The organism is Allobosea psychrotolerans, assembly GCF_002917105.1.
Lineage (GTDB): Bacteria > Pseudomonadota > Alphaproteobacteria > Rhizobiales > Beijerinckiaceae > Allobosea > Allobosea psychrotolerans.
Window position 1 is genome coordinate 76,661 of record NZ_PQFZ01000014.1, and the last position, 17,896, is coordinate 94,556.

The window sequence follows — 17,896 nt, forward strand, 5'->3', positions numbered from 1 at the left end:
ATCGGTTCGCCGCTGATCCGAACTTTTTTGAATGACAAGAAGAGATTGATACCTATTTCGCATAATGAGAGATTGCTTTCCCCCGATCGGAACCCGACACAGCAATGCAAGTCTCCAGCTCTCCGCGCAGTTCTGACGGTTGCCCTCGCGCCTGGGTCGGAGACGCCATCGCCGTGCTCGAAGCCGACCAGCATCGCTCGGCCGATACGCATCTTTTCAAGCTCGGCTGTGCCGGCCTGAGCGGGATCGACATCTATCTGAAGGATGAGTCGACCCATCCCACGGGCAGCCTGAAGCACCGGCTGGCGCGGTCGCTCTTCCTCTACGCGCTCTGCAACGGGCATATCCGCGAGAACACGCCGGTCGTTGAGGCCTCCTCAGGTTCGACCGCGGTCTCGGAAGCCTATTTCGCGCAGATGATCGGCGTGCCGTTCTATGCGGTGATGCCGCGCTCGACCTCGGCGGAGAAGGTCGCAGCGATCGAGCATTACGGCGGAACCTGCCATTTCATTGATGACGGCCGGCTGCTCTACAGCGAGGCCGCCGCGCTCGCCCAGCGCCTGGGCGGCCACTACATGGACCAGTTCACCTTTGCCGAGCGCGCCACCGACTGGCGCGGCAACAACAACATCGCCGAATCGATCTTCGAGCAGATGCAGCGCGAGCGTCATCCCGTCCCGCGCTGGATGGTGATGAGCGCCGGCACCGGCGGTACCTCGGCGACGCTCGGGCGCTATCTGCGCTACAAGCGCCATGCGACCAAGCTCTGCGTCGCCGATGTCGAGCACTCCGCCTTCTTCGAGGGCTTCCGGACGCGCGACGCCGCCTGCTGCTGCGAGCGCGCCTCGCTGATCGAGGGTGTCGGGCGGCCGCGCGTCGAACCCTCCTTCGTTCCCGGCGTCGTCGACCGCATGGTCAAGATTCCCGATGCGGCCTCGATCGCGGGGATGAACGTCCTGTCGCGCCGGCTCGGCCGCCGCGTCGGCGGTTCGACGGGCACGAATTTCTTCGCGCTGTGCTGGCTCGCCAATGAGATGAAGGCGAATGGCGTCGAAGGCTCGCTCGTCACCTTGATCTGCGATTCCGGCGAACGCTATCTGAAGACCTATTACGAGCCCGAATGGGTCGTCTCGAAAGGCCTCGATCCCGCGCCCTATGAGGCCAGGATCGAGACCCTGCTGGCCGGCGGCGCGTTCGACTGCCATCTCGCAGAGGCCTGAGCCTCCACCCGATCGCAAGAGAGACGCAAGAGGGACATATGTCTTCCACCACTCTCATCGAGCAGCTTGCCGGCATTGAGCCCGGCTCGGCGCTCGCGCAGGCGCTCTCGACCCGCGCCGAGGTGATGCGCCTGAGCCAGGCGAGCCATGACGCCGTGATCATTCCGCGCGAACCGGGTGGCCTGAGCCATGGCCTGCGCGCTGCGCTCGCGGCCCGCATGGCGCGGCAGAACGCCGACCCTGCCCTGGCGGCACATTACGAGGCCTGCCTCGCCCGCACCGGCGAAGTGGAGGCCGTGCCCCTCTCCGAGCCGGAACGGCGGCGCGTCGTGGCGATCCTCCGCCATGCCGACATGCTGACCTTGTCCCCGCGCGACGCGACGCGGGCCGATATCGAGGCGCTGAAAACGGCCGGCGTCGAGGAGGCCGATATCGTCCGCCTCGCCGAACTCGCCGCCTTCGTAAACTATCAGGTCCGCGTCCTGGCCGGCCTCAAGGTCTTGAGGGGATCCCGATGAGCAACGTCGTCCACGCCTTCACCAGCACGGTTCCGGTCTGGTCGCCCTATGTCACGCCGGTCGACCTTGCCTCGGCCACGCCCGAGCAGATGGCGGCGATGCAGGTGACGCCCTCAAACAAGGGCGTCTCGAAATATGTCCTCACTTTGGCGCATGATCCGGAATCGCTGGCGGTGCGCTCGCCGCTGTTCAACCTGATCATGTATGGCAAGGACGGCCTGTCCTCCGCCGAGCGCGAGCTCGGGGCGGTCGGCGCCTCCATCGTCAACCGCTGCATCTATTGCGCGGCGGTCCATGCCTCGCGCTTCAACGGCCTGACCAAGCGCACCGAGGTGATCGAGGCGATCTTCAAGGACGAGCTCGACGCCAGGATCGAACCGCGCGAGCAGGCGATCTTTGATTTTTCGGCGCGGCTCTCGACGACGCCGTCACAGCTCACGCAAGGCGATGCGGACGCGCTGCGCGAGGCGGGGCTCGACGAACTTGAAATGCTCGACCTCGTGCTCTCCTCCGCCATCTTCGGCTGGGCGAACCGGCTGATGCATACGCTGGGCGAGCCGCTGGAGCCCTGAGAGCAGGATGCGAAAAAGTGGGAACCGGTTTTTCACAATCGATCCTGCTCTAACTTTGGTGAGAGACGGATTCAGATTTCAGATGGGATCACGCCATGATTCCATCTGAAATCATCCGGCTCTGAGATCCGGCGCCTGCGCGCCGGGCAGATCATTGCTCCACCCCAAGGCGTCGCGACAGGACAAATCCGCTGGCCCCGCGCCTATGGCCAGCGCGAATATCGCTTTGTACGATTCCTGCTAAAAAACGGAACGCCCCTGTCTTAAGTCTCGAGCGCTCGAGACCCTCACGACAGGCCGCTTCATGCCCGCTTCCCGCCAGCTTCATCTCGGCGCCTTCATGCGCCCGGTCAGCATCCATACCGGCGCCTGGCGCTATCCCGGCGCCTATCCGGATGCCAATTTCAACTTCGGGCACCTGAAGCGCTTCGCGCAGAAGCTCGAAGCCGGCAAGTTCGACGCCTTCTTCATGGCCGACCATCTCGCCGTACTGAACATGCCGGTCGAGGCGCTGAAGCGCAGCCACACCGTGACCTCCTTCGAGCCCTTCACCCTGCTCTCGGCGCTCGCCAGCGTCACCGAGCATATCGGGCTCGTCGCCACCGCCTCGACGACTTTTGATGCCGCCTACCATATCGCCCGACGCTTCGCTTCGCTCGACCACATCAGCGGCGGCCGGGCGGGCTGGAACATCGTCACCACCTCGAACCCCGACGCCGCGCTGAATTTCGGGCTCGACGAGCATATGGACCATGGCGAGCGCTATGATCGGGCGCGCGAATTCTACGACGTCGTCACCGGGCTCTGGGATAGCTTCGCCGACGACGCCTTCACCCGCGACCGCGAGAGTGGGCTCTTCTTCGACCCGGAAAAGCTGCATGTATTGGCGCATAAGGGCGAGCATCTCTCGGTGCGCGGCCCGCTCAACATCGCAAGACCGCCGCAGGGCTGGCCGGTGATCGTTCAGGCCGGCGCCTCCGAGCCCGGTCGCCAACTCGCGGCCGAGACGGCCGAGGTCGTCTTCGCCGCGCACCGGGCGCTCGACGCCGGCCAGGCCTTCTATGCCGATGTGAAGGGCCGGATGGCGGCGATCGGCCGCGATCCCGACCATCTCAAGATCCTGCCCGGCGTCCTCACCGTCGTCGGCGACACGATCGAGCAGGCGCAGGGGAAGCGCGCTTTGCTCGACAGCTTCGTGCATTACGACAGCGCCATCGCCTCGCTCTCGATCGCGCTCGGCCATGACGCCTCGGGCTTCGACCCTGACGGGCCGCTGCCCGAGATCCCTGAGACCAACCAGAGCAAGAGCGGCCGCGAGCGCACCATCGAACTGGCGCGGCGCGAGAATCTGACCGTGCGCCAATTGGCGCAGCGGCTGGGCGGCTATGGCGGGCTCGCCTTCGTCGGCACGCCCGAGACCATCGCGGATTCGATGGAGGAGTGGCTGACGACGCACGGCAGCGACGGCTTCAACGTGATGTTCCCCTATCTGCCGGAAGGGCTCGACGACTTCGTCGACAAGGTCGTGCCGGTGCTGCAGCGGCGCGGCCTGTTCCGGACGGAGTATGCCGGCAAGACCTTGCGCGAGAATCTCGGCCTGCCCCGCCCGGCGAACCGGTTCTTCGCCTGACAGCCGGACAACGCTCGCGCCCAAGACTCCTGCTGGGATACGAGACCGCCTGGATACGAGACTGCCCGGATAAGCGGCACCGAGCGAAAGGCTATCGCGGAGCGCTACCTGGAGAGGTCGTCATCCCTCTCGGACAGCAATCTTTGAAAGGACGTTTCATTGACCGGGCCCGATCGATCGAGAAATACTCAAGTATCGAAACGATGTCGTCCGGATCGATCGCGGGATTTGCTGGAGCAGCTTGCGCCGCGTCACCAACGCTAAAAGCACCACGATGAATTCGTGGGCTCCCAATGGATGGAGACACGGTCATGATCTATCTCAGCCACTTCGTGATACGAGGCTTGCTGCGCGTTTCCGCCTTCCTGCGCTCCACCCGATGTTGACCGCGCGCCCATTGCGCGCCCGACCCGGCTGACCGCCGAGGCTTCACTCAATCATCGCAGACGAAAAGGCGCCGATCCCGCTCGGCGAAGGCAAAGCCATGTCTCAAGGCAAAGTCATGTCCCAAGCCATCATCATCGAAATCTCCGGCACGACGGCCGGCATCATCGTCGGCTCCCCCGGCAACTTCCGCTTCTTCTCCTCCGAGCCGGCCTTCGACAGGCTCGACGGCCGGACCTTTCATTCCGCCGAGCAGGCGCGCCGCACCGCCGCCGCGCATCGCACCGCCCAGGCCCCCCGCAAAGACGCCCGCAAGGCCGCCTGAACCCTTATCGCCCCTCGATCCAGACAAGGGCCCTCAAGCCATGGACCGTAGAGATTTCATCGCCCGCTTAGCCGGCTCGTCGCTCGCCCTCACCTCGAGGGCCGCAATCGCTCAATCCAGCCTCTCGCCCAAGGAGCTGCGCATCGGCTTCCAGAAGAACGGCGTCCTGCTCATCGCCAAGCAGCAGGGCGTGCTGGAGAAACGCTTCAAGCCGCAAGGCATCGAGATCAAATGGGTCGAGTTCCAGTTCGGCCCGCCGCTGCTGGAGGCGCTGAACGTCGGCTCGATCGATTACGGCCCGACCGGCGACGCTCCCCCGATCTTCGCCCAGGCCGCCAAGGCGAACCTGCTCTATGTCGCGACGCAGGAGGCCGCCGGCTCCGGCGCCGCGATCCTGCTGCCGCCGAAATCGCCGATCCAGACGCTCGCCGAGCTCAAGGGCAAGAAGATCGCCTTCGCCAAGGCGTCGAGTTCGCACAACCTAACCATCGCGGCGATCGAGAAAGCTGGGCTCGGCTATGACGAGTTCACGCCGGTCTATCTGCCGCCGGCGGATGCACGCGCCGCCTTCGAGCGCGGCTCGGTCGATGCCTGGACGATCTGGGATCCGTTCTTCGCCATCGCCGAGGCCATTCCCGGCGTGCGCATCCTGTCGCTGTCGAAGGGCATCGTCTCGCAGAACTCGTTTTACCTCGCCAATCGCGACTTCACGGCGAAGAACCCCGAGATCGTCGCGGCGATCAATGACGAGCTCGCCAAGGTCGCGCGCTGGGCCGACAGCCATCGCGACGAGGTCGCCAGCGTCCAGGCGGCCGCGACCGGCCTGCCGATCGAACCCTGGAAGCGCTCGGTCGAGCGCTCCGATTTCGTCATCGCGCCGCTCAATCCACGCGTGCTCGACGAGCAGCAGCGCGTCGCCGATCGCTTCCACCGGCTCGGGCTGATCCCCAAGCCGATCAATGTCCGCGACATCGTCTGGGACTGGAAACCGACCGCCTGAGCGATCGGCCTCCTCCGTCCTGAACCCGAGAAAGATACCCCATCCGATGATTTCGAAGAGATCGTTCCTGACCCTCTCGGCCGCGAGCCTGGCGCTTAGCCTGTCCGCGACCGGGGCCTCCGCACAGGAGAAGACGCTGCGCGTCGGTTTCCAGAAATACGGCAAGATCGTCCTGCTCAAGGGCAAGGGCACGCTGGAGAAGGCGCTGGAGCCGCTGGGCTACAAGGTCACATGGACCGAGTTCCCGGCCGGCCCGCAATTGCTGGAAGCGATCAATGTCGGGGCGATCGACATCGGCAACACCGGCGAAGCGCCACCGATCTTCGCCCAGGCCGCGGGCGCGCCGCTGGTCTATGTCGCCTATGAGCCGCCCGCACCGAAGGGCGAGGCCATCCTCGTACCCAAGGGCAGCCCGATCCAGTCGGTCGCCGAGCTCAAGGGCAAGAAGGTCGCGCTGAACAAGGGCTCCAACGTCCATTACCTGCTGGTCAAGGCCCTTGAGAAGGCGGGCGTCGTTTATGCCGACATCACGCCGGTGTTCCTGACCCCGGCCGATGCGCGCGCAGCCTTCGAGCGCGGCGCGGTCGACGCCTGGGCGATCTGGGACCCCTTCCAGGCCGCGGCCGAGACAACGATCGGCGCGCGCACGCTCACCGATGGCACCGGCATCGTCGCCAACCACCAGTTCTATCTCGCCAGCGAGAAGCTCGTCGCCAATCACGACGCGGCCTTGAAGGTCTTCCTCAAGCAATTGAGCGATGTCGATGACTGGGCCAAGGCCGACATCACCGCCGTCGCCGAGGCGCTGAGCCCCTCGACCGGCATTCCAGCCCCGATCCTGCAATTGGCGCTGGCGCGGCAAAGCTACGGGATCAGGCCGCTCGACGAGGCCACGATCGCCGAGCAGCAGCGCATCGCCGACACCTTCCACGCGCTCGGCCTGCTGCCGAAGCCCGTCACCATCGCCAGCGCCGTGAAGAGGATCGCCTCATGAGCATCGCGCCTGCACACAGCGCCAATGTCCTCTGGTTCCTGCCGACCCATGGCGACGGCCGTTATCTCGGCACGGCCACGGGCGGCCGCCAGACCGATTTCGCCTATCTGCGCCAGATCGCCCAGGCCGCCGATACGCTGGGCTATTACGGCGTCCTGCTGCCGACCGGCCGAAGCTGCGAGGATTCCTGGATCGTCGCCTCGGCGGTCGCGCCGCTGACGCAGAACCTGCGCTATCTCGTGGCGGTCAGGCCCGGGCTGCAATCGCCGACATTGGCGGCGCGCATGACCGCGACACTCGACCGCGTCTCGAACGGGCGGCTGCTCGTCAATGTCGTCACCGGCGGAGATCCGGTCGAGAATGCCGGCGACGGCATCTTCCTGTCGCATGACGAGCGCTACGAGGTCACCCGCGAGTTCCTCTCGGTCTATTCCGCCCTGCTGCGCGGCGAGACCGTGCGGCATGAGGGCAAGCATATCCGCATCGAGGATGGGCAATTGCTCTATCCCTCGACGCAGGCCGGCGGGCCGCCGCTCTATTTCGGCGGCTCCTCGCCCGCCGCCATCGATGTCGCGGCCGAGACCATCGACAAATACCTGACCTGGGGGGAGCCCCCAGTGGCGGTCGCCGAGAAGATCGCGACCGTCTCCGCCGCGGCCAAAGCGGCGGGGCGGAAACTCTCCTTCGGCATTCGCTTGCACGTCATCGTCCGCGAGACCGAGGCCGAGGCCTGGGCGGCGGCCGACAAGCTGATCAGCCATCTCGACGACGCCACCATCGCCAAGTCGCAGCAGATCTTCGCCCGCATGGATTCCGAGGGCCAGCGGCGGATGTCGGCGCTGCATGGCGGCAACCGCGACAAGCTCGAGATCTCGCCCAATCTCTGGGCCGGCGTCGGCCTGGTGCGCGGCGGGGCCGGCACGGCTCTGGTCGGCAGCCCCGAACAGGTGGCGGCCCGGATCAAGGAGTACATGGCGCTCGGCATCGACAGCTTCATCCTGTCGGGCTACCCGCATCTGGAGGAGGCTTACCGCTTCGCCGAATTGGTCTTCCCGCTGCTGCCGCTCAACCACGGCAAGCCCGTGATCAACGGCATCGTCAATAACGGCCCCTTCGGCGAGACCATCGCCAATGACGCCAAGCCCGAGCAGAAGCGGGCCGCGAGCTCATGACCGACCGCGCAGAACCGATCCCGCGCCCGCAACGCGCCAGCCTGCGCCTGCCCGACCTCAAGCCGCTGCAGCCATGGCTCGCGCGCCTGACGCCCTGGCTGTTGCCGCTTGCGATTCTCGTGGTCTGGCAAGCAGCCTCGCGGCTGGGCTTCATCGCCGCCAACGTCCTGCCGGCACCGAGCGACGTGCTCGCCGCCGGCTGGCGGCTGACGCTCAACGGGCAGCTCGCCGAAAACATCGCGGTCAGCTTCAAGCGCGCCATCTCCGGCTTCCTGCTCGGCGGCTCGCTCGCCTTCGCGCTCGGGCTGTTCAACGGCCTGTCCAAGACCTCCGAGCGCGTCACCGACACCACCATCCAGATGGTGCGCAACATCCCGAACCTGGCGCTGATCCCTCTGGTCATCCTATGGTTCGGCATCGAGGAGGAGGCAAAGCTCTTCCTGACCTCGCTCGGCGTCTTCTTCCCGATCTATATCAACACCTTCCATGGCGTGCGCACCGTCGACAGCCAGCTCGTCGAGATGGGTCGCTCCTATGGCATGAGCAATTTCGAGCTGTTCCGCCGCGTCATCCTGCCCGGCGCCCTGCCCTCGATCTTCGTCGGCGTGCGCTATGCGCTCGGCATCATGTGGCTGACGCTGATCGTGGCGGAGACGATCGCGGCCAATTCCGGCATCGGCTACATGGCGATGAATGCGCGCGAGTTCATGCTGGTCGACGTCGTCGTGCTGGCGATCGTGATCTACGCGGCGCTGGGCAAGCTCGCGGACTCCGTGGTGCGCCTGCTGGAGCGGCTCTGCCTCTCCTGGCACCCCGCCTTCGAGAAGCCGTGAGGAGCCGGCCATGACGACAGCGACATTGGCGCCGGGCGCCCGGCTTTTCGAGGCCCTGTTCGAGGACCAGTCGGCGAAAGCCCGGGCCGCGCGCGGCCAGCCGATCGCGATACGGGGCCTGAAGAAGCGCTTCGGCGAGCTTGAGGTTCTGCGCGGAATCGATCTCGACGTGCCCGCGGGGCAGTTCCTCGCCATCGTCGGGCGCAGCGGCTGCGGCAAGAGCACGCTGCTGCGCATTCTCGCCGGGCTCGATACGCCAAGCGAAGGCACGCTCAGTTTCGGTCAGGCCGGCACCGCCGCCGCGACCCCGCGCATCATGTTCCAGGAGCCGCGCCTGCTGCCCTGGGCGCGCGTGCTCTCCAATGTCGAGGTCGGGCTGGGCGCCGAGCGCAAGCTGCCCGAGGCCGAGGAGCGCGCCTTCCAGACCTTGCGCGCCGTCGGGCTCGAAGCGAAGGCGCAGCAATGGCCCGCTCTGCTCTCCGGCGGGCAGCGCCAGCGCGTCGCGCTCGCCCGCGCCTTGGTCAGCCGGCCGCGCGTGCTGGCGCTGGATGAGCCGCTCGGCGCGCTCGACGCGCTGACCCGCATCGAGATGCAGGGGCTGCTGGAGCGGGTCTGGCTCGCCCAGGGCTTCACCGCGATCCTGGTGACGCATGACGTCTCCGAGGCGCTGACGCTCGCCGATCGCGTCGTGATGATCGACGAGGGCCGCATCACGCTCGATATCGCGGTCGACCTGCCGCGCCCGCGCCGGCGCGGCTCGGTCGACCTCGCCTTGCTCGAAGAGCGCATCCTCAAGGACCTGATCCGCGAAGACGCCAACCCGCCGGAATACGCGATCTGAAGGAGATGGAAGCGATGGCCGTCATCACCCCGCTGCCCAAGGCGATCCGCCCGGTCCACGACGATGTGGCCACCTTCCGCGCCGCCTTCCGCCATCGCGCCGGCGGCGTCAGCGTGATCACGACAGGGTACGGCGAAGACCGCACCGGCCTGACCGCGACCTCGGTCTCCTCGCTCTCGGCCGAGCCGCCGACCATCTTCTTCGGCCTCAATCTGAGCTCGTCGAGCTATCCCGTGCTCCAGCGTCACCGCAGCTTCGGCGTGAATTTCCTGAGTGCGACCCAAAAGCAGGTCGCCGATCGCTTCGCCGGCCGGGGCGGCGAGAAGGGCGCCGCGCGCTACGCCGATGCGGACTGGACGAGCGGTGTATCCGGCGCGCCGCTCCTGCTCGGCGCCCTGGCCAGCCTCGATTGCGAGGTCGAGGAGATCATCGAGCGCCACTCCCACGCCATCATCATCGGCCGGGTCCGGGAGGTCAGGCTCGGCCGCGACGACGCCGCCCTGGTCTACTGGCGCGGTGACTATGAACGGCTCGGCTGGATGATCGAGGAAGCGACCACGGCGCTGGGTTTGCGCGCTTATTAGAGACGTCCGAAGCTGCTTGGACTCCCTCTGAGCGTTCGTCCTGAGGGGCGGGCTTTAGCCCGCGTCTCGAAGGATGCTCCAGGAGGCTCTGGAACCATCTGGAGCATCCTTCGAGACGCCGCTTCGCGGCTCCTCAGAATGAGGGCCGGAGGTTCCAGACAGGCCCTCAGCGCTCCCTGACGATCTCCAGCCTCGCGCCATGGGCGAGGCTGGTGTCGAGCGCCTGGTCCTTCCCGCCGAAGAACGAGATCGCATAGGCGCCCTGGCCACGCTGTTCGAGATGGCGCGTTAGCCCTTCGCAGGCTTCGGCCCGCCCCTCGGCCAGCGACAGGATCTGGCGGCCGAGCTGGAATTGCACGAGCCCGAAGCCGAGCCCCGGCACGCCGCCGCTGGCGACAGGCGCCTGGCCGAGCAGGGTGCGATAGCGTGCTGCCGATACGCCAAGGTCGCGGACCGCCACGGTCACGCCGGCAACGCCCGTGACTCCGTTCGCATGCGTGCGGGCCGCACCCTCCGGCACGCGCAGCGCCCGCGCCGTGACATCCTCGCACAGGAAGGGGATGTCGCTTTCCGGCGGCCGCGCCGAGCGCCAGGCCAGGCGCGTGCCGTCGGGCTGCAGGCGCGCGCCGTCGATCGGGCCCTCCATCACGATTCCGCCGGCGCGGGCGCGAGCCAGGTCGAGATCGAGCGAATCCGGCAGCAGGGCGTAATCGACCAGCCCGTTGCCGGCCTCGTCCAGCACGCGCCACCAGCGGAAATCCGGCACCGGCCGGGAAAAGGCGATGATTTCGAGATAAGCGCCGTCCCCCAGCACCACGAGCGCATTGCGCGAGCCGCGCGGATGCTCGCCGCCGGGCAGCACCGTGAAGCCCAGCGCCTCATAGTCGCGAACGGCCTGATCGAGATCGGTGACGGCAATGACGATATGGTCGATCGAAAGCGGCATCGCGGGGCGTCCTTGTGAACGTGAGCGTTGTCGAGCGAAGTGGACACCGCTCTAGCGGGAGTGCGAAGCCGCCACCAGATCGGGCAGATCTGGCGGCGGATAAACGGCCCGGTCGCGGCTGAGCGCTCGACCAGAGCATCGGCCCGAAAAGTGGAGGCCGGTTTTCGGAAGAAGCCGATGCTGTAGGTGGAACGCGGCTTTCAGCGCAACGGCGAGAACGCCGTGGGGCGCAGGATGCGGCTGCGCATCTCCAGCACATAGGGCGCGGCCTTGGCGCGGAACTCCTGCCAGCGCGGATCGGCCTCCATCGCCCCACGCCGGCGCTCGCGATCGCCCGCATCCTCGAAGCGCCACATATGGACGACTTCGTTGACGACGCCCGTATCGGTGGTGAACCAGCCGATCAGCTGGCCGAGATGCGAGACCTGCAGCTCCATGCCCTCGCGGACATAGAGATCGAGATAGTCGCGCACATGGGCCGGCTTGATCGCGTAGGTGCGTTCATCGAGGATCATGATCGTCAGCCTGCCGGAAAGGCGCCTTCGAAGACGCTGGCCGAGAGCGGATTGCGCTGGCTCGGGGTTTCACGCGCCTGCAGCGCCTCTGGCAATTGCGTCTTGTCGCCCGGCTTGCCGATCGCGATCGCAGCCTCGACGCGGTAGCCGGCCGGCACGTTCAGTTCGGTCGCCGCGCGCGCATGATCGAAGCCGACCATGCCATGGGCCTGCCAGCCGGACCGTGTCGCCTGCAAGGCAAGCTGGGCCCAGGCCGCCCCGGCATCGAAGGAATGGCTGTAGGACGGCACCTCTTCGGTCTTGCCGGGAACGGCCATGGCCTGCTTCGAGACCACGATGACCAAAGCGGCGGCATGCTTGGCCCAGGAGGCGTTGAACTCGTTCAGCAGGCCGAGCAGCTTGTCCCAATGCGCCGTGCCGCGCCGCGCATAAACGAACCGCCAGGGCTGCGAATTATAGGAGGACGGAGCCCAGCGCGCCGCCTCGAACAGGGACAAGAGCCCGGCCTCCGAGATGCCATCGACGGTGAAGGCGCGCGGCGACCAGCGCTCAAGGAAAAGCGGGTCGATCGCATGATCGGCGACGCGATGATTGATGCTCGTCATGGAAACATATCCTGCAGAATGCGGAACAGTGGTGGATTGAGCCGCGTCTCGATCGGCAAGATAGTCCAGATCAGTGCATCGACGCCGCGCCTCTTCCATTAGCAAGAAGCGCGTTCGCGGCATATCGGCATATGCCGCATTTTCGGAGAGCGAGGCTTGCAATAACGCCTATGTGAACCACGGCTTCAGCGGCCGTGGCCGCTTATCGCGAACCGTCCAGGCTGCGATATTGCCCCCGGCAGAAGATCAGCGGCGCATCGATCGGCTCGCAATCGAAGCGAAGCACCTCACCGACGAAGATGACGTGGTCGCCGCCATCATGCTGCGCATAACAACGGCATTCGAAATGGGCGAGCGCACCGGGCAGCAAGGGCGCTCCGGTCCGGCCGGGACGTTGATCGACGCCATCCCATTTGGTCGCGACCGACTGGGCGAAGCGGTTGGAAATGGCCTCCTGCTCGCGATGCAGGATGTTGATGGCGAAGCTCTGCGCCTGCAGCAGATGTTCGAGGCTGCGCGCCTTGCGCGCGACGCTGAACAGGATCAGCGGCGGGTCGAGCGAGACGGTGTTGAATGAGCTCAGCGTCAGGCCGACCGGATCACCGCCGCGCTCATGCGTCGTCACCACGGCGACGCCGGTCGCGAATTGTCCGAGAGCGCGGCGCAGTTCGCGCGTGTCGAGCGCCACGCCGCCAGTGGCGTCGTCTTCGCGTTCCGTATTCGGCAGCTTGAGCGCGCTCATCGACACGGCAGTTCTCCAGATCGGGCGCGATAGGCGTCGAGGACGTCGTCGGCCGTGTAGCTTGTCCGCGCGACGAAGGCCTCGCGCTGACCGAGCGCGGCCGAGGCCCGCAAACGGGTGCAGGTCGCCTGCGTCATCACCGGATCCAGCCCGAGCTCGCGAATGCCCTCCGCGACGCCGTCCATCTCGACCGCACGCCGCTCGGCATGCAGCACATCGGTCCTGATGCACATGTCGACAAAGGTGCTGAAGCGCGTCGCGTCCATCGGCTCGCAGATCCCGCGCAGCGCCTGCGCCCGCACACCGGCAGCGGAGGCGGCCGTCATCGCCTCGATCACCAGGGCCTCGATGCCTTTGGTGACGACGCTGCGCAGCATCTTCACAGCCGCCGCGTCTCCCGCGCGCGGACCGGCGCTCTCGATGGTGAAGCCAAACGGGGCGAAGACGGCAGTGAAACGCTCGACCCCATCGCCCGAGCAATAGAGCGGCACCTTCGCGCCATAGATGCTGACCGCGCCCATCAGATTGGCGTCGGTATAGGCGCCGCCCCTGGCCTGCACCGCCTCGGCAACGGCGATCTTGCTTGATGGCGTCGAGGCGTTGATGTCGACGACGAGCGCGCCCGGCCGCAAGCCAGCCGCGATCGCAGCCCCGACTTCAGCGGCGGTCGCGACGACGACAGCCGAGATCACGATGTCGGCCCGTGCCAGCAGCGCCTCGAGCGTGTCCAGCAATTCTGCACCCGTTTCGCGCACCTGCAAGCGGAACGGCTCCGAATAGGGCGGGCGGTTCGTACGACCTTCGCAGAAGACCAGCGGCGCAGCAGCGCCGTTGGCGGTCAGATGGCGCGCGAAGCACTGCGCCGCCTCGCCGAAGCCGACGAAGCCGATGACGGGAGCCGTCATGCCGCCCTCCCCTGCGCGGTGTCGCGGGGCTTCGCTCCAGCCCGGAGGTTCTCCCGCAATGTCGCGCCTTCATAGGAGCTGCGCATCAATCCGCGCTTCTGCAGGATCGGCACCACGGCCCGCGAAAACTGCTCCCAGGTGCCCGGCGATACGGTCGGGGTCAGGATGAAGCCGTCGCAGGCCTCGCTTGTGAACATCGCCTCCAGCTGGTCTGCGACCTGCACGGGCGTGCCGACGATCTGCGGCGCGAGCTCGCTGGTCGCGAAGCGCTTTGCCGCCTCGCCCAGCGTCAACCCCTCGGCCCTGGTGCCTTGCAGAATCACCTCGAAGGAGCCGCGCGAGCCTTCCTCGAGCGGCAGGTCGACCACTGGCTGATCGATCGGAAAGCGCGAAAGATCGGTGCCGATATGCGAGGACATCAGCGCCATGCCCAGTTCGGGATCGACCAGGCTGTTGACGAAATCCTGCTTCTCGCGGGCGATCGAGACCGTCTCGCCGATGATGGGATCGACCGAGGGCAGCACGGCGCAATGATCGGGATCGCGGCCGGCAGCCTCGATCGCCGCGCGCATCTCGCTGCGGAAGCGGCGCATGTCCTGCGCCGTGTGTTGCAAGGTGAAGATCATCTCCGCCCAGCGCGCCGCGAAGGCCTTGCCGGGCCCCGACGAGCCAGCCTGCATGATCACCGGATGGCCCTGCGGCGAGCGCGGCACAGTCAACGGTCCGCGCGTCCTGACCCATTCGCCGCGGTAATCGGCATAGTGCAGCTTGGCGGGGTCGGCGAAGCGGCCGGTCTCCTTGTCGATAACGAGCGCTCCCTCGTCCCAGCTCTGCCAAAGCGCCATGCAGGCTTCCAGCACCTCATCGGCGCGGCCATAGCGTTCCTCCCGGCCCGGGATCGCCTCGAAACCGAAATTGCGGGCCTCCAGATTGCTCGCCGAGGTCACGACGTTCCAGGCCATGCGGCCCTTGCTCAGAATGTCGAGCGTGCCGAGCGTGCGAGCGATCTGATAGGGATTGTGGAAGGTCGTCGAGAGTGTCGCGCCCAACCCGATATGCCGCGTCACCCGCGCCATCATCGCCAGGATCGGCAAGGGATCGAGCAGGCTGAGCGCGCCGCCCTTGCCGACCATGGTCGCAAAACTGCGGTTGTAATAATCGTAGATGCCGAGCACATCGGCGAAGAACAGCCCGTCGAAGCAGCCCTTTTCCAGCACTCGGGCGATGTGCTCGTACCAATCGGGCTCGAGAAAGCCGTTATCGGTCTCGGGGTGCCGCCACATGCCGTGGTGGTGGCAGGTCGGGCCGGCCTTGAGAAAGGCAACGAGCCGCATCTGACGCTTCTGCATGGGGAGTTTGTGTCCTTCTCCGGGGCTCCGACTGTCTCAGGCTGGCTCGGCCAGGCGGGAGGCCGCCATGTGCTGCGTGACCTCCTCCTCGACATGGTTCCAGATCTCGTTCTTCAGCTCCGCGAAGGCCGGCGATGTCTGGACATGGATGTCGCGCGGCCTGGGCAAGGCATTGGGAATGATCGTGCGGATGCGCCCCGGCCGAGCCGACATCACGACGATGCGGTGTCCCAGCACGATCGCCTCGTCGATATTATGGGTGATGAAGACGATGGTCTTGCCGCTCCGCTCCTGGATGCGCAGCAATTCGTCCTGCATCACCTGGCGCGTCATCGCGTCGAGCGCCGCGAAAGGCTCGTCCATCAGCAGCACCTCCGGATCGGCGGCGAGGCTGCGCGCCAGCGTCACGCGCTGCTGCATGCCGCCCGAAAGCTCGGCCGGGTAATGGTCGGCGAAGCCGTTGAGCTGGACCATGTCGATGAAGAACTCGGCCATGCCCCGCCGCTCATGCCGCGGCACGCCGCGCATGCGCAGCGGGAATTCGACATTCTGGCGCACTGTCTTCCAGGGAAACAGCGCATAGGACTGGAACACCATGCCGCAACGCGGCTCGATGCCGGTGATCGGGGCGCCCCTGAGCAGGACGCGCCCGCTTGTTGGGCTGGCGAAGCCGGCAAACAGGTTCAGCATCGTCGATTTGCCGCAGCCCGAGGCGCCGAGCAGGCAGAGCAATTCGCCCTCCTCGACATCCAGCGACAGGTCGCGGACAGCGACGACATCGGCGCCGCCAGCGGGGTAGGATTTGGTCACGTGCTCTGCGCTGAGGATGGCGGGCATGGTGTGTCCGATCGTGACGGGGGCCGGCTCAGTGGCGCCGGTGGCGTTCCCAGGGCTGCAGCAGGATTTCGATCCGGTTCGCGAGGACGTCGGCCGCGAGCACGGTCAGCGAGATCGAAACCATGCCGACCAGCACGACGGTCATGTCGCCCCAGTCCTTGGCCTCCCAGATCAGCGAGCCCAGGCCGTTGCGCGCCGCGATCATCTCGGCCGAGAGCACGCAGGACCAGGCGATGGCGAGCGAGACCTTCAGCCCCGCCAGGATGCCGGGCAGCGCGCCGGGAAAGATCACCTCGCGCATCACGGTGAGATCACCCGCGCCGAGATTGCGCGCGGCCCGAACCAGGAGCGGGTCGACGCGCCGTGTCGCCTCATAGGTCGCGAGCAGGATGTAGACCCAGCTTCCCAGGAAGACGATCGTCACCTTCTGCTGCTCGCCGATGCCCAGCCACAGAATCGTCAGCGGAATCCAGGTGATCGACGGCAGGGGCCGCAGCAGCGAGATGAACGGGCTGACAATCGCCCGCACCGGCCAGAAGGTCGCCATCGCCACGCCGAGCGGAATTGCGACGATCGCCGCCAGGAAGAAGCCGGCGAAGACGCGGGCCGACGAGGCGAGCACCGCCCGCCAGAGATCGCCCGACAGCACCAGCTTGGCGGCCGCCTGCGCCACCGCGACCGGGGACGGCAGGAACAGCGGCGAGATCCAGCCCGTCGCGGTCGCAAGCGCCCACAGCGCGATGAAGACCAGGACCGAGGCCATGCTGACCAGAGTGGCCCGCCCCGGCCAGTCGATCGCCAAGCGCGGCAAGCGCCGCGTTCCGACCGCGATATGGTCGCGCATCGTCATCACTTCACCCCGGGCACGAAGCTGGTGTCGACCCAGAGGTCGGTGTCGGGAGCAGCCGGAATCTTGCCGGCGCCATGCAGCAATTTGGTCAGGTATTTGATCTGCCCTCGGTGCCGGCGCATATGCTCGGGCCAGCCCGCGCTGCCGAAGAACTGGAAGCCCTTGATTGCCGCCGTGACCTGTTCCGGCGTCTGGCGGAAATAGGTCGCGACTGCAGCCCCCGCCTCCCCGGGATTGGCGATGGTGAAGTCGGCCCCCTTGAGCACCCCTGCCGCGATCTTCTTGGCGGTGGCGGGATCCTCCCTAGCGAGCTTGCGCGAGATGATGACGATGTCGCCTGCGGCCATGGTGCCGAAATCACGATAGATCGCCGTGTCCTTGTCGGTTCCGAGCAGCTTGCCTTCGGGCACCGCCTGCTTCAGGCGATCAAGCAAGGGCTGCCAGACGCAGGCCGCCTGGACATCGCCATGGCTGAGCGCAGCCGCCATCTCGGTGCCGGGCAGGCTGCGATAGTCGGTGTCCTGCAATGTCATGCCGCTTTCGGAGAGAAGCCCCATCAAGGTGATCTCGGCCGAGGAATTGGCCGCCACCGGCTTGCCCTTCAGATCCTTGACCGAGGCGATGCCCGGGCGGGCCCAGCAGCCCTCCTGCCCCGGCGAGTCGTCGACATTGGCGAAGATCGAGAAGGCCTCGTTGCCGCGCGCCATCTCGCTGATCACCGAGACGCGGCCGAGATTGCTGAAGGCAGCATCGCCGGCAGCGATCGCGCGGATCCGGTCGGCGGAGTTGACGATGACCTGGACCTGCACGTCGAGCCCTTGCTCGCGGAAGAAGCCCTTCTCGATCGCGACCAGGATCGGCACTTGACCGATCCAGGTCACGGAGCCGGCGAAGTTCAGGCGCGGCAGGGTTTGCGCGCTCGCGGCCAGCGAGGCGCAGGCACAGGTCGATGCGACGAGAAGGCGGCCGAGGAGCAGGCGGAAGCGCATGGCAGTGGTCCCCTGGTGCAGCGATACCCACTCAGCTAATCACCACCTCTGTCGGCACACAATGAACCGGTTCATCAAAAATGCA

20 protein-coding genes are annotated in these 17,896 nt (G+C 66.5%); 11 read left to right on the forward strand and 9 right to left on the reverse strand.

The genetic code is table 11. The features are described 5' to 3' along the window. Positions 1 to 104: 104 nt before the first annotated feature. The 11 genes from CYD53_RS20905 to CYD53_RS20955 all read left to right on the forward strand — a co-directional run bounded on the left by CYD53_RS20905 (position 105) and on the right by CYD53_RS20955 (position 10,073). Positions 105 to 1,220: a PLP-dependent cysteine synthase family protein gene (locus CYD53_RS20905; protein ID WP_103720020.1), complete on the forward strand. Its 1,116-nt coding sequence runs from the start codon at positions 105 to 107 to the stop codon at positions 1,218 to 1,220. A gap of 38 nt (positions 1,221 to 1,258) precedes the next feature. Further along, positions 1,259 to 1,738, forward strand: a complete 480-nt coding sequence (locus CYD53_RS20910; protein WP_103720021.1) for a CMD domain-containing protein — start codon at positions 1,259 to 1,261, stop codon at positions 1,736 to 1,738. After that, positions 1,735 to 2,310 carry a peroxidase-related enzyme gene (locus CYD53_RS20915; RefSeq protein ID WP_103720022.1) on the forward strand — a complete coding sequence of 192 codons (576 nt, stop codon included), beginning with the start codon at positions 1,735 to 1,737 and terminating at the stop codon, positions 2,308 to 2,310. Before CYD53_RS20910 ends, CYD53_RS20915 begins: the two co-directional genes overlap by 4 nt. A gap of 304 nt (positions 2,311 to 2,614) precedes the next feature. Beyond that, positions 2,615 to 3,940 (forward strand): LLM class flavin-dependent oxidoreductase, encoded by a 1,326-nt coding sequence (locus tag CYD53_RS20920; RefSeq protein WP_103720023.1) that lies wholly within the window; start codon positions 2,615 to 2,617, stop codon positions 3,938 to 3,940. Positions 3,941 to 4,442: 502 nt separating this feature from the next. Then, on the forward strand, positions 4,443 to 4,649 hold the full coding sequence (locus tag CYD53_RS20925; protein ID WP_103720024.1) for a hypothetical protein: 207 nt from the start codon (positions 4,443 to 4,445) through the stop codon (positions 4,647 to 4,649). 40 nt (positions 4,650 to 4,689) lie between these two features. Then, a complete protein-coding gene (locus CYD53_RS20930; RefSeq protein ID WP_103720025.1) occupies positions 4,690 to 5,649 on the forward strand; it encodes a sulfonate ABC transporter substrate-binding protein in 960 nt (319 codons plus the stop codon). A 46-nt stretch (positions 5,650 to 5,695) separates the two neighbouring features. Next, positions 5,696 to 6,643, forward strand: coding sequence for a sulfonate ABC transporter substrate-binding protein (locus CYD53_RS20935; protein ID WP_103720026.1), 948 nt, complete (start codon positions 5,696 to 5,698; stop codon positions 6,641 to 6,643). Continuing rightward, positions 6,640 to 7,815 (forward strand): FMNH2-dependent alkanesulfonate monooxygenase, encoded by a 1,176-nt coding sequence (gene ssuD, locus CYD53_RS20940; protein ID WP_103720027.1) that lies wholly within the window; start codon positions 6,640 to 6,642, stop codon positions 7,813 to 7,815. Before CYD53_RS20935 ends, ssuD begins: the two co-directional genes overlap by 4 nt. Beyond that, positions 7,812 to 8,648 (forward strand): aliphatic sulfonate ABC transporter permease SsuC, encoded by an 837-nt coding sequence (gene ssuC / locus CYD53_RS20945; protein WP_103720028.1) that lies wholly within the window; start codon positions 7,812 to 7,814, stop codon positions 8,646 to 8,648. Before ssuD ends, ssuC begins: the two co-directional genes overlap by 4 nt. A 10-nt stretch (positions 8,649 to 8,658) precedes the next feature. After that, positions 8,659 to 9,489: an ATP-binding cassette domain-containing protein gene (locus CYD53_RS20950; protein WP_103720029.1), complete on the forward strand. Its 831-nt coding sequence runs from the start codon at positions 8,659 to 8,661 to the stop codon at positions 9,487 to 9,489. 14 nt (positions 9,490 to 9,503) lie between these two features. Further along, the gene (locus CYD53_RS20955) at positions 9,504 to 10,073 is read left to right on the forward strand and encodes a flavin reductase family protein (RefSeq protein WP_103720091.1); all 570 of its coding nucleotides are present in this window, start codon (positions 9,504 to 9,506) and stop codon (positions 10,071 to 10,073) included. A gap of 166 nt (positions 10,074 to 10,239) precedes the next feature. Here the strand turns inward: CYD53_RS20955 and CYD53_RS20960 are convergent, their stop codons facing one another. From CYD53_RS20960 to CYD53_RS21000, 9 genes are all read right to left on the reverse strand, one after another. Further along, entirely contained in the window at positions 10,240 to 11,019 is a 780-nt protein-coding gene (locus CYD53_RS20960; protein ID WP_103720030.1) for a VOC family protein, read from the reverse strand. Between the two features lie 200 nt (positions 11,020 to 11,219). After that, the gene (locus tag CYD53_RS20965) at positions 11,220 to 11,534 is read right to left on the reverse strand and encodes an NIPSNAP family protein (protein WP_103720031.1); all 315 of its coding nucleotides are present in this window, start codon (positions 11,532 to 11,534) and stop codon (positions 11,220 to 11,222) included. A gap of 5 nt (positions 11,535 to 11,539) precedes the next feature. Further along, the gene (locus tag CYD53_RS20970) at positions 11,540 to 12,139 is read right to left on the reverse strand and encodes a nitroreductase family protein (RefSeq protein WP_103720032.1); all 600 of its coding nucleotides are present in this window, start codon (positions 12,137 to 12,139) and stop codon (positions 11,540 to 11,542) included. Between the two features lie 202 nt (positions 12,140 to 12,341). Further along, positions 12,342 to 12,881, reverse strand: a complete 540-nt coding sequence (locus tag CYD53_RS20975) for a flavin reductase family protein (RefSeq protein WP_103720033.1) — start codon at positions 12,879 to 12,881, stop codon at positions 12,342 to 12,344. Beyond that, positions 12,878 to 13,786, reverse strand: a complete 909-nt coding sequence (locus CYD53_RS20980; RefSeq protein WP_103720034.1) for an NAD(P)-dependent oxidoreductase — start codon at positions 13,784 to 13,786, stop codon at positions 12,878 to 12,880. Before CYD53_RS20980 ends, CYD53_RS20975 begins: the two co-directional genes overlap by 4 nt. Next, the gene (locus CYD53_RS20985) at positions 13,783 to 15,135 is read right to left on the reverse strand and encodes an LLM class flavin-dependent oxidoreductase (protein WP_245928363.1); all 1,353 of its coding nucleotides are present in this window, start codon (positions 15,133 to 15,135) and stop codon (positions 13,783 to 13,785) included. Before CYD53_RS20985 ends, CYD53_RS20980 begins: the two co-directional genes overlap by 4 nt. Before the next feature lie 36 nt (positions 15,136 to 15,171). Continuing rightward, positions 15,172 to 15,972, reverse strand: a complete 801-nt coding sequence (locus CYD53_RS20990; protein WP_103720035.1) for an ABC transporter ATP-binding protein — start codon at positions 15,970 to 15,972, stop codon at positions 15,172 to 15,174. Positions 15,973 to 16,000: 28 nt separating this feature from the next. Beyond that, positions 16,001 to 16,822 carry an ABC transporter permease gene (locus CYD53_RS20995; protein ID WP_245928364.1) on the reverse strand — a complete coding sequence of 274 codons (822 nt, stop codon included), beginning with the start codon at positions 16,820 to 16,822 and terminating at the stop codon, positions 16,001 to 16,003. Then, positions 16,822 to 17,811: an ABC transporter substrate-binding protein gene (locus CYD53_RS21000; protein WP_103720036.1), complete on the reverse strand. Its 990-nt coding sequence runs from the start codon at positions 17,809 to 17,811 to the stop codon at positions 16,822 to 16,824. The genes CYD53_RS20995 and CYD53_RS21000 overlap by 1 nt, the downstream gene beginning before the upstream one ends. Positions 17,812 to 17,896: the final 85 nt, after the last annotated feature.

What these genes read in the sequence shown, in the direction of transcription:
- CYD53_RS20905 (WP_103720020.1), top strand. Translation starts at nt 105, where the DNA reads ATGCAAGTCTCCAGCTCTCCGCGCAGTTCTGACGGTTGCCCTCGCGCC.
- CYD53_RS20910 (WP_103720021.1), top strand. Translation starts at nt 1,259, where the DNA reads ATGTCTTCCACCACTCTCATCGAGCAGCTTGCCGGCATTGAGCCCGGC.
- CYD53_RS20915 (WP_103720022.1), top strand. Translation starts at nt 1,735, where the DNA reads ATGAGCAACGTCGTCCACGCCTTCACCAGCACGGTTCCGGTCTGGTCG.
- CYD53_RS20920 (WP_103720023.1), top strand. Translation starts at nt 2,615, where the DNA reads ATGCCCGCTTCCCGCCAGCTTCATCTCGGCGCCTTCATGCGCCCGGTC.
- CYD53_RS20925 (WP_103720024.1), top strand. Translation starts at nt 4,443, where the DNA reads ATGTCCCAAGCCATCATCATCGAAATCTCCGGCACGACGGCCGGCATC.
- CYD53_RS20930 (WP_103720025.1), top strand. Translation starts at nt 4,690, where the DNA reads ATGGACCGTAGAGATTTCATCGCCCGCTTAGCCGGCTCGTCGCTCGCC.
- CYD53_RS20935 (WP_103720026.1), top strand. Translation starts at nt 5,696, where the DNA reads ATGATTTCGAAGAGATCGTTCCTGACCCTCTCGGCCGCGAGCCTGGCG.
- ssuD (WP_103720027.1), top strand. Translation starts at nt 6,640, where the DNA reads ATGAGCATCGCGCCTGCACACAGCGCCAATGTCCTCTGGTTCCTGCCG.
- ssuC (WP_103720028.1), top strand. Translation starts at nt 7,812, where the DNA reads ATGACCGACCGCGCAGAACCGATCCCGCGCCCGCAACGCGCCAGCCTG.
- CYD53_RS20950 (WP_103720029.1), top strand. Translation starts at nt 8,659, where the DNA reads ATGACGACAGCGACATTGGCGCCGGGCGCCCGGCTTTTCGAGGCCCTG.
- CYD53_RS20955 (WP_103720091.1), top strand. Translation starts at nt 9,504, where the DNA reads ATGGCCGTCATCACCCCGCTGCCCAAGGCGATCCGCCCGGTCCACGAC.
- CYD53_RS20960 (WP_103720030.1), bottom strand. Translation starts at nt 11,019, where the DNA reads ATGCCGCTTTCGATCGACCATATCGTCATTGCCGTCACCGATCTCGAT.
- CYD53_RS20965 (WP_103720031.1), bottom strand. Translation starts at nt 11,534, where the DNA reads ATGATCCTCGATGAACGCACCTACGCGATCAAGCCGGCCCATGTGCGC.
- CYD53_RS20970 (WP_103720032.1), bottom strand. Translation starts at nt 12,139, where the DNA reads ATGACGAGCATCAATCATCGCGTCGCCGATCATGCGATCGACCCGCTT.
- CYD53_RS20975 (WP_103720033.1), bottom strand. Translation starts at nt 12,881, where the DNA reads ATGAGCGCGCTCAAGCTGCCGAATACGGAACGCGAAGACGACGCCACT.
- CYD53_RS20980 (WP_103720034.1), bottom strand. Translation starts at nt 13,786, where the DNA reads ATGACGGCTCCCGTCATCGGCTTCGTCGGCTTCGGCGAGGCGGCGCAG.
- CYD53_RS20985 (WP_245928363.1), bottom strand. Translation starts at nt 15,135, where the DNA reads ATGCAGAAGCGTCAGATGCGGCTCGTTGCCTTTCTCAAGGCCGGCCCG.
- CYD53_RS20990 (WP_103720035.1), bottom strand. Translation starts at nt 15,972, where the DNA reads ATGCCCGCCATCCTCAGCGCAGAGCACGTGACCAAATCCTACCCCGCT.
- CYD53_RS20995 (WP_245928364.1), bottom strand. Translation starts at nt 16,822, where the DNA reads ATGACGATGCGCGACCATATCGCGGTCGGAACGCGGCGCTTGCCGCGC.
- CYD53_RS21000 (WP_103720036.1), bottom strand. Translation starts at nt 17,811, where the DNA reads ATGCGCTTCCGCCTGCTCCTCGGCCGCCTTCTCGTCGCATCGACCTGT.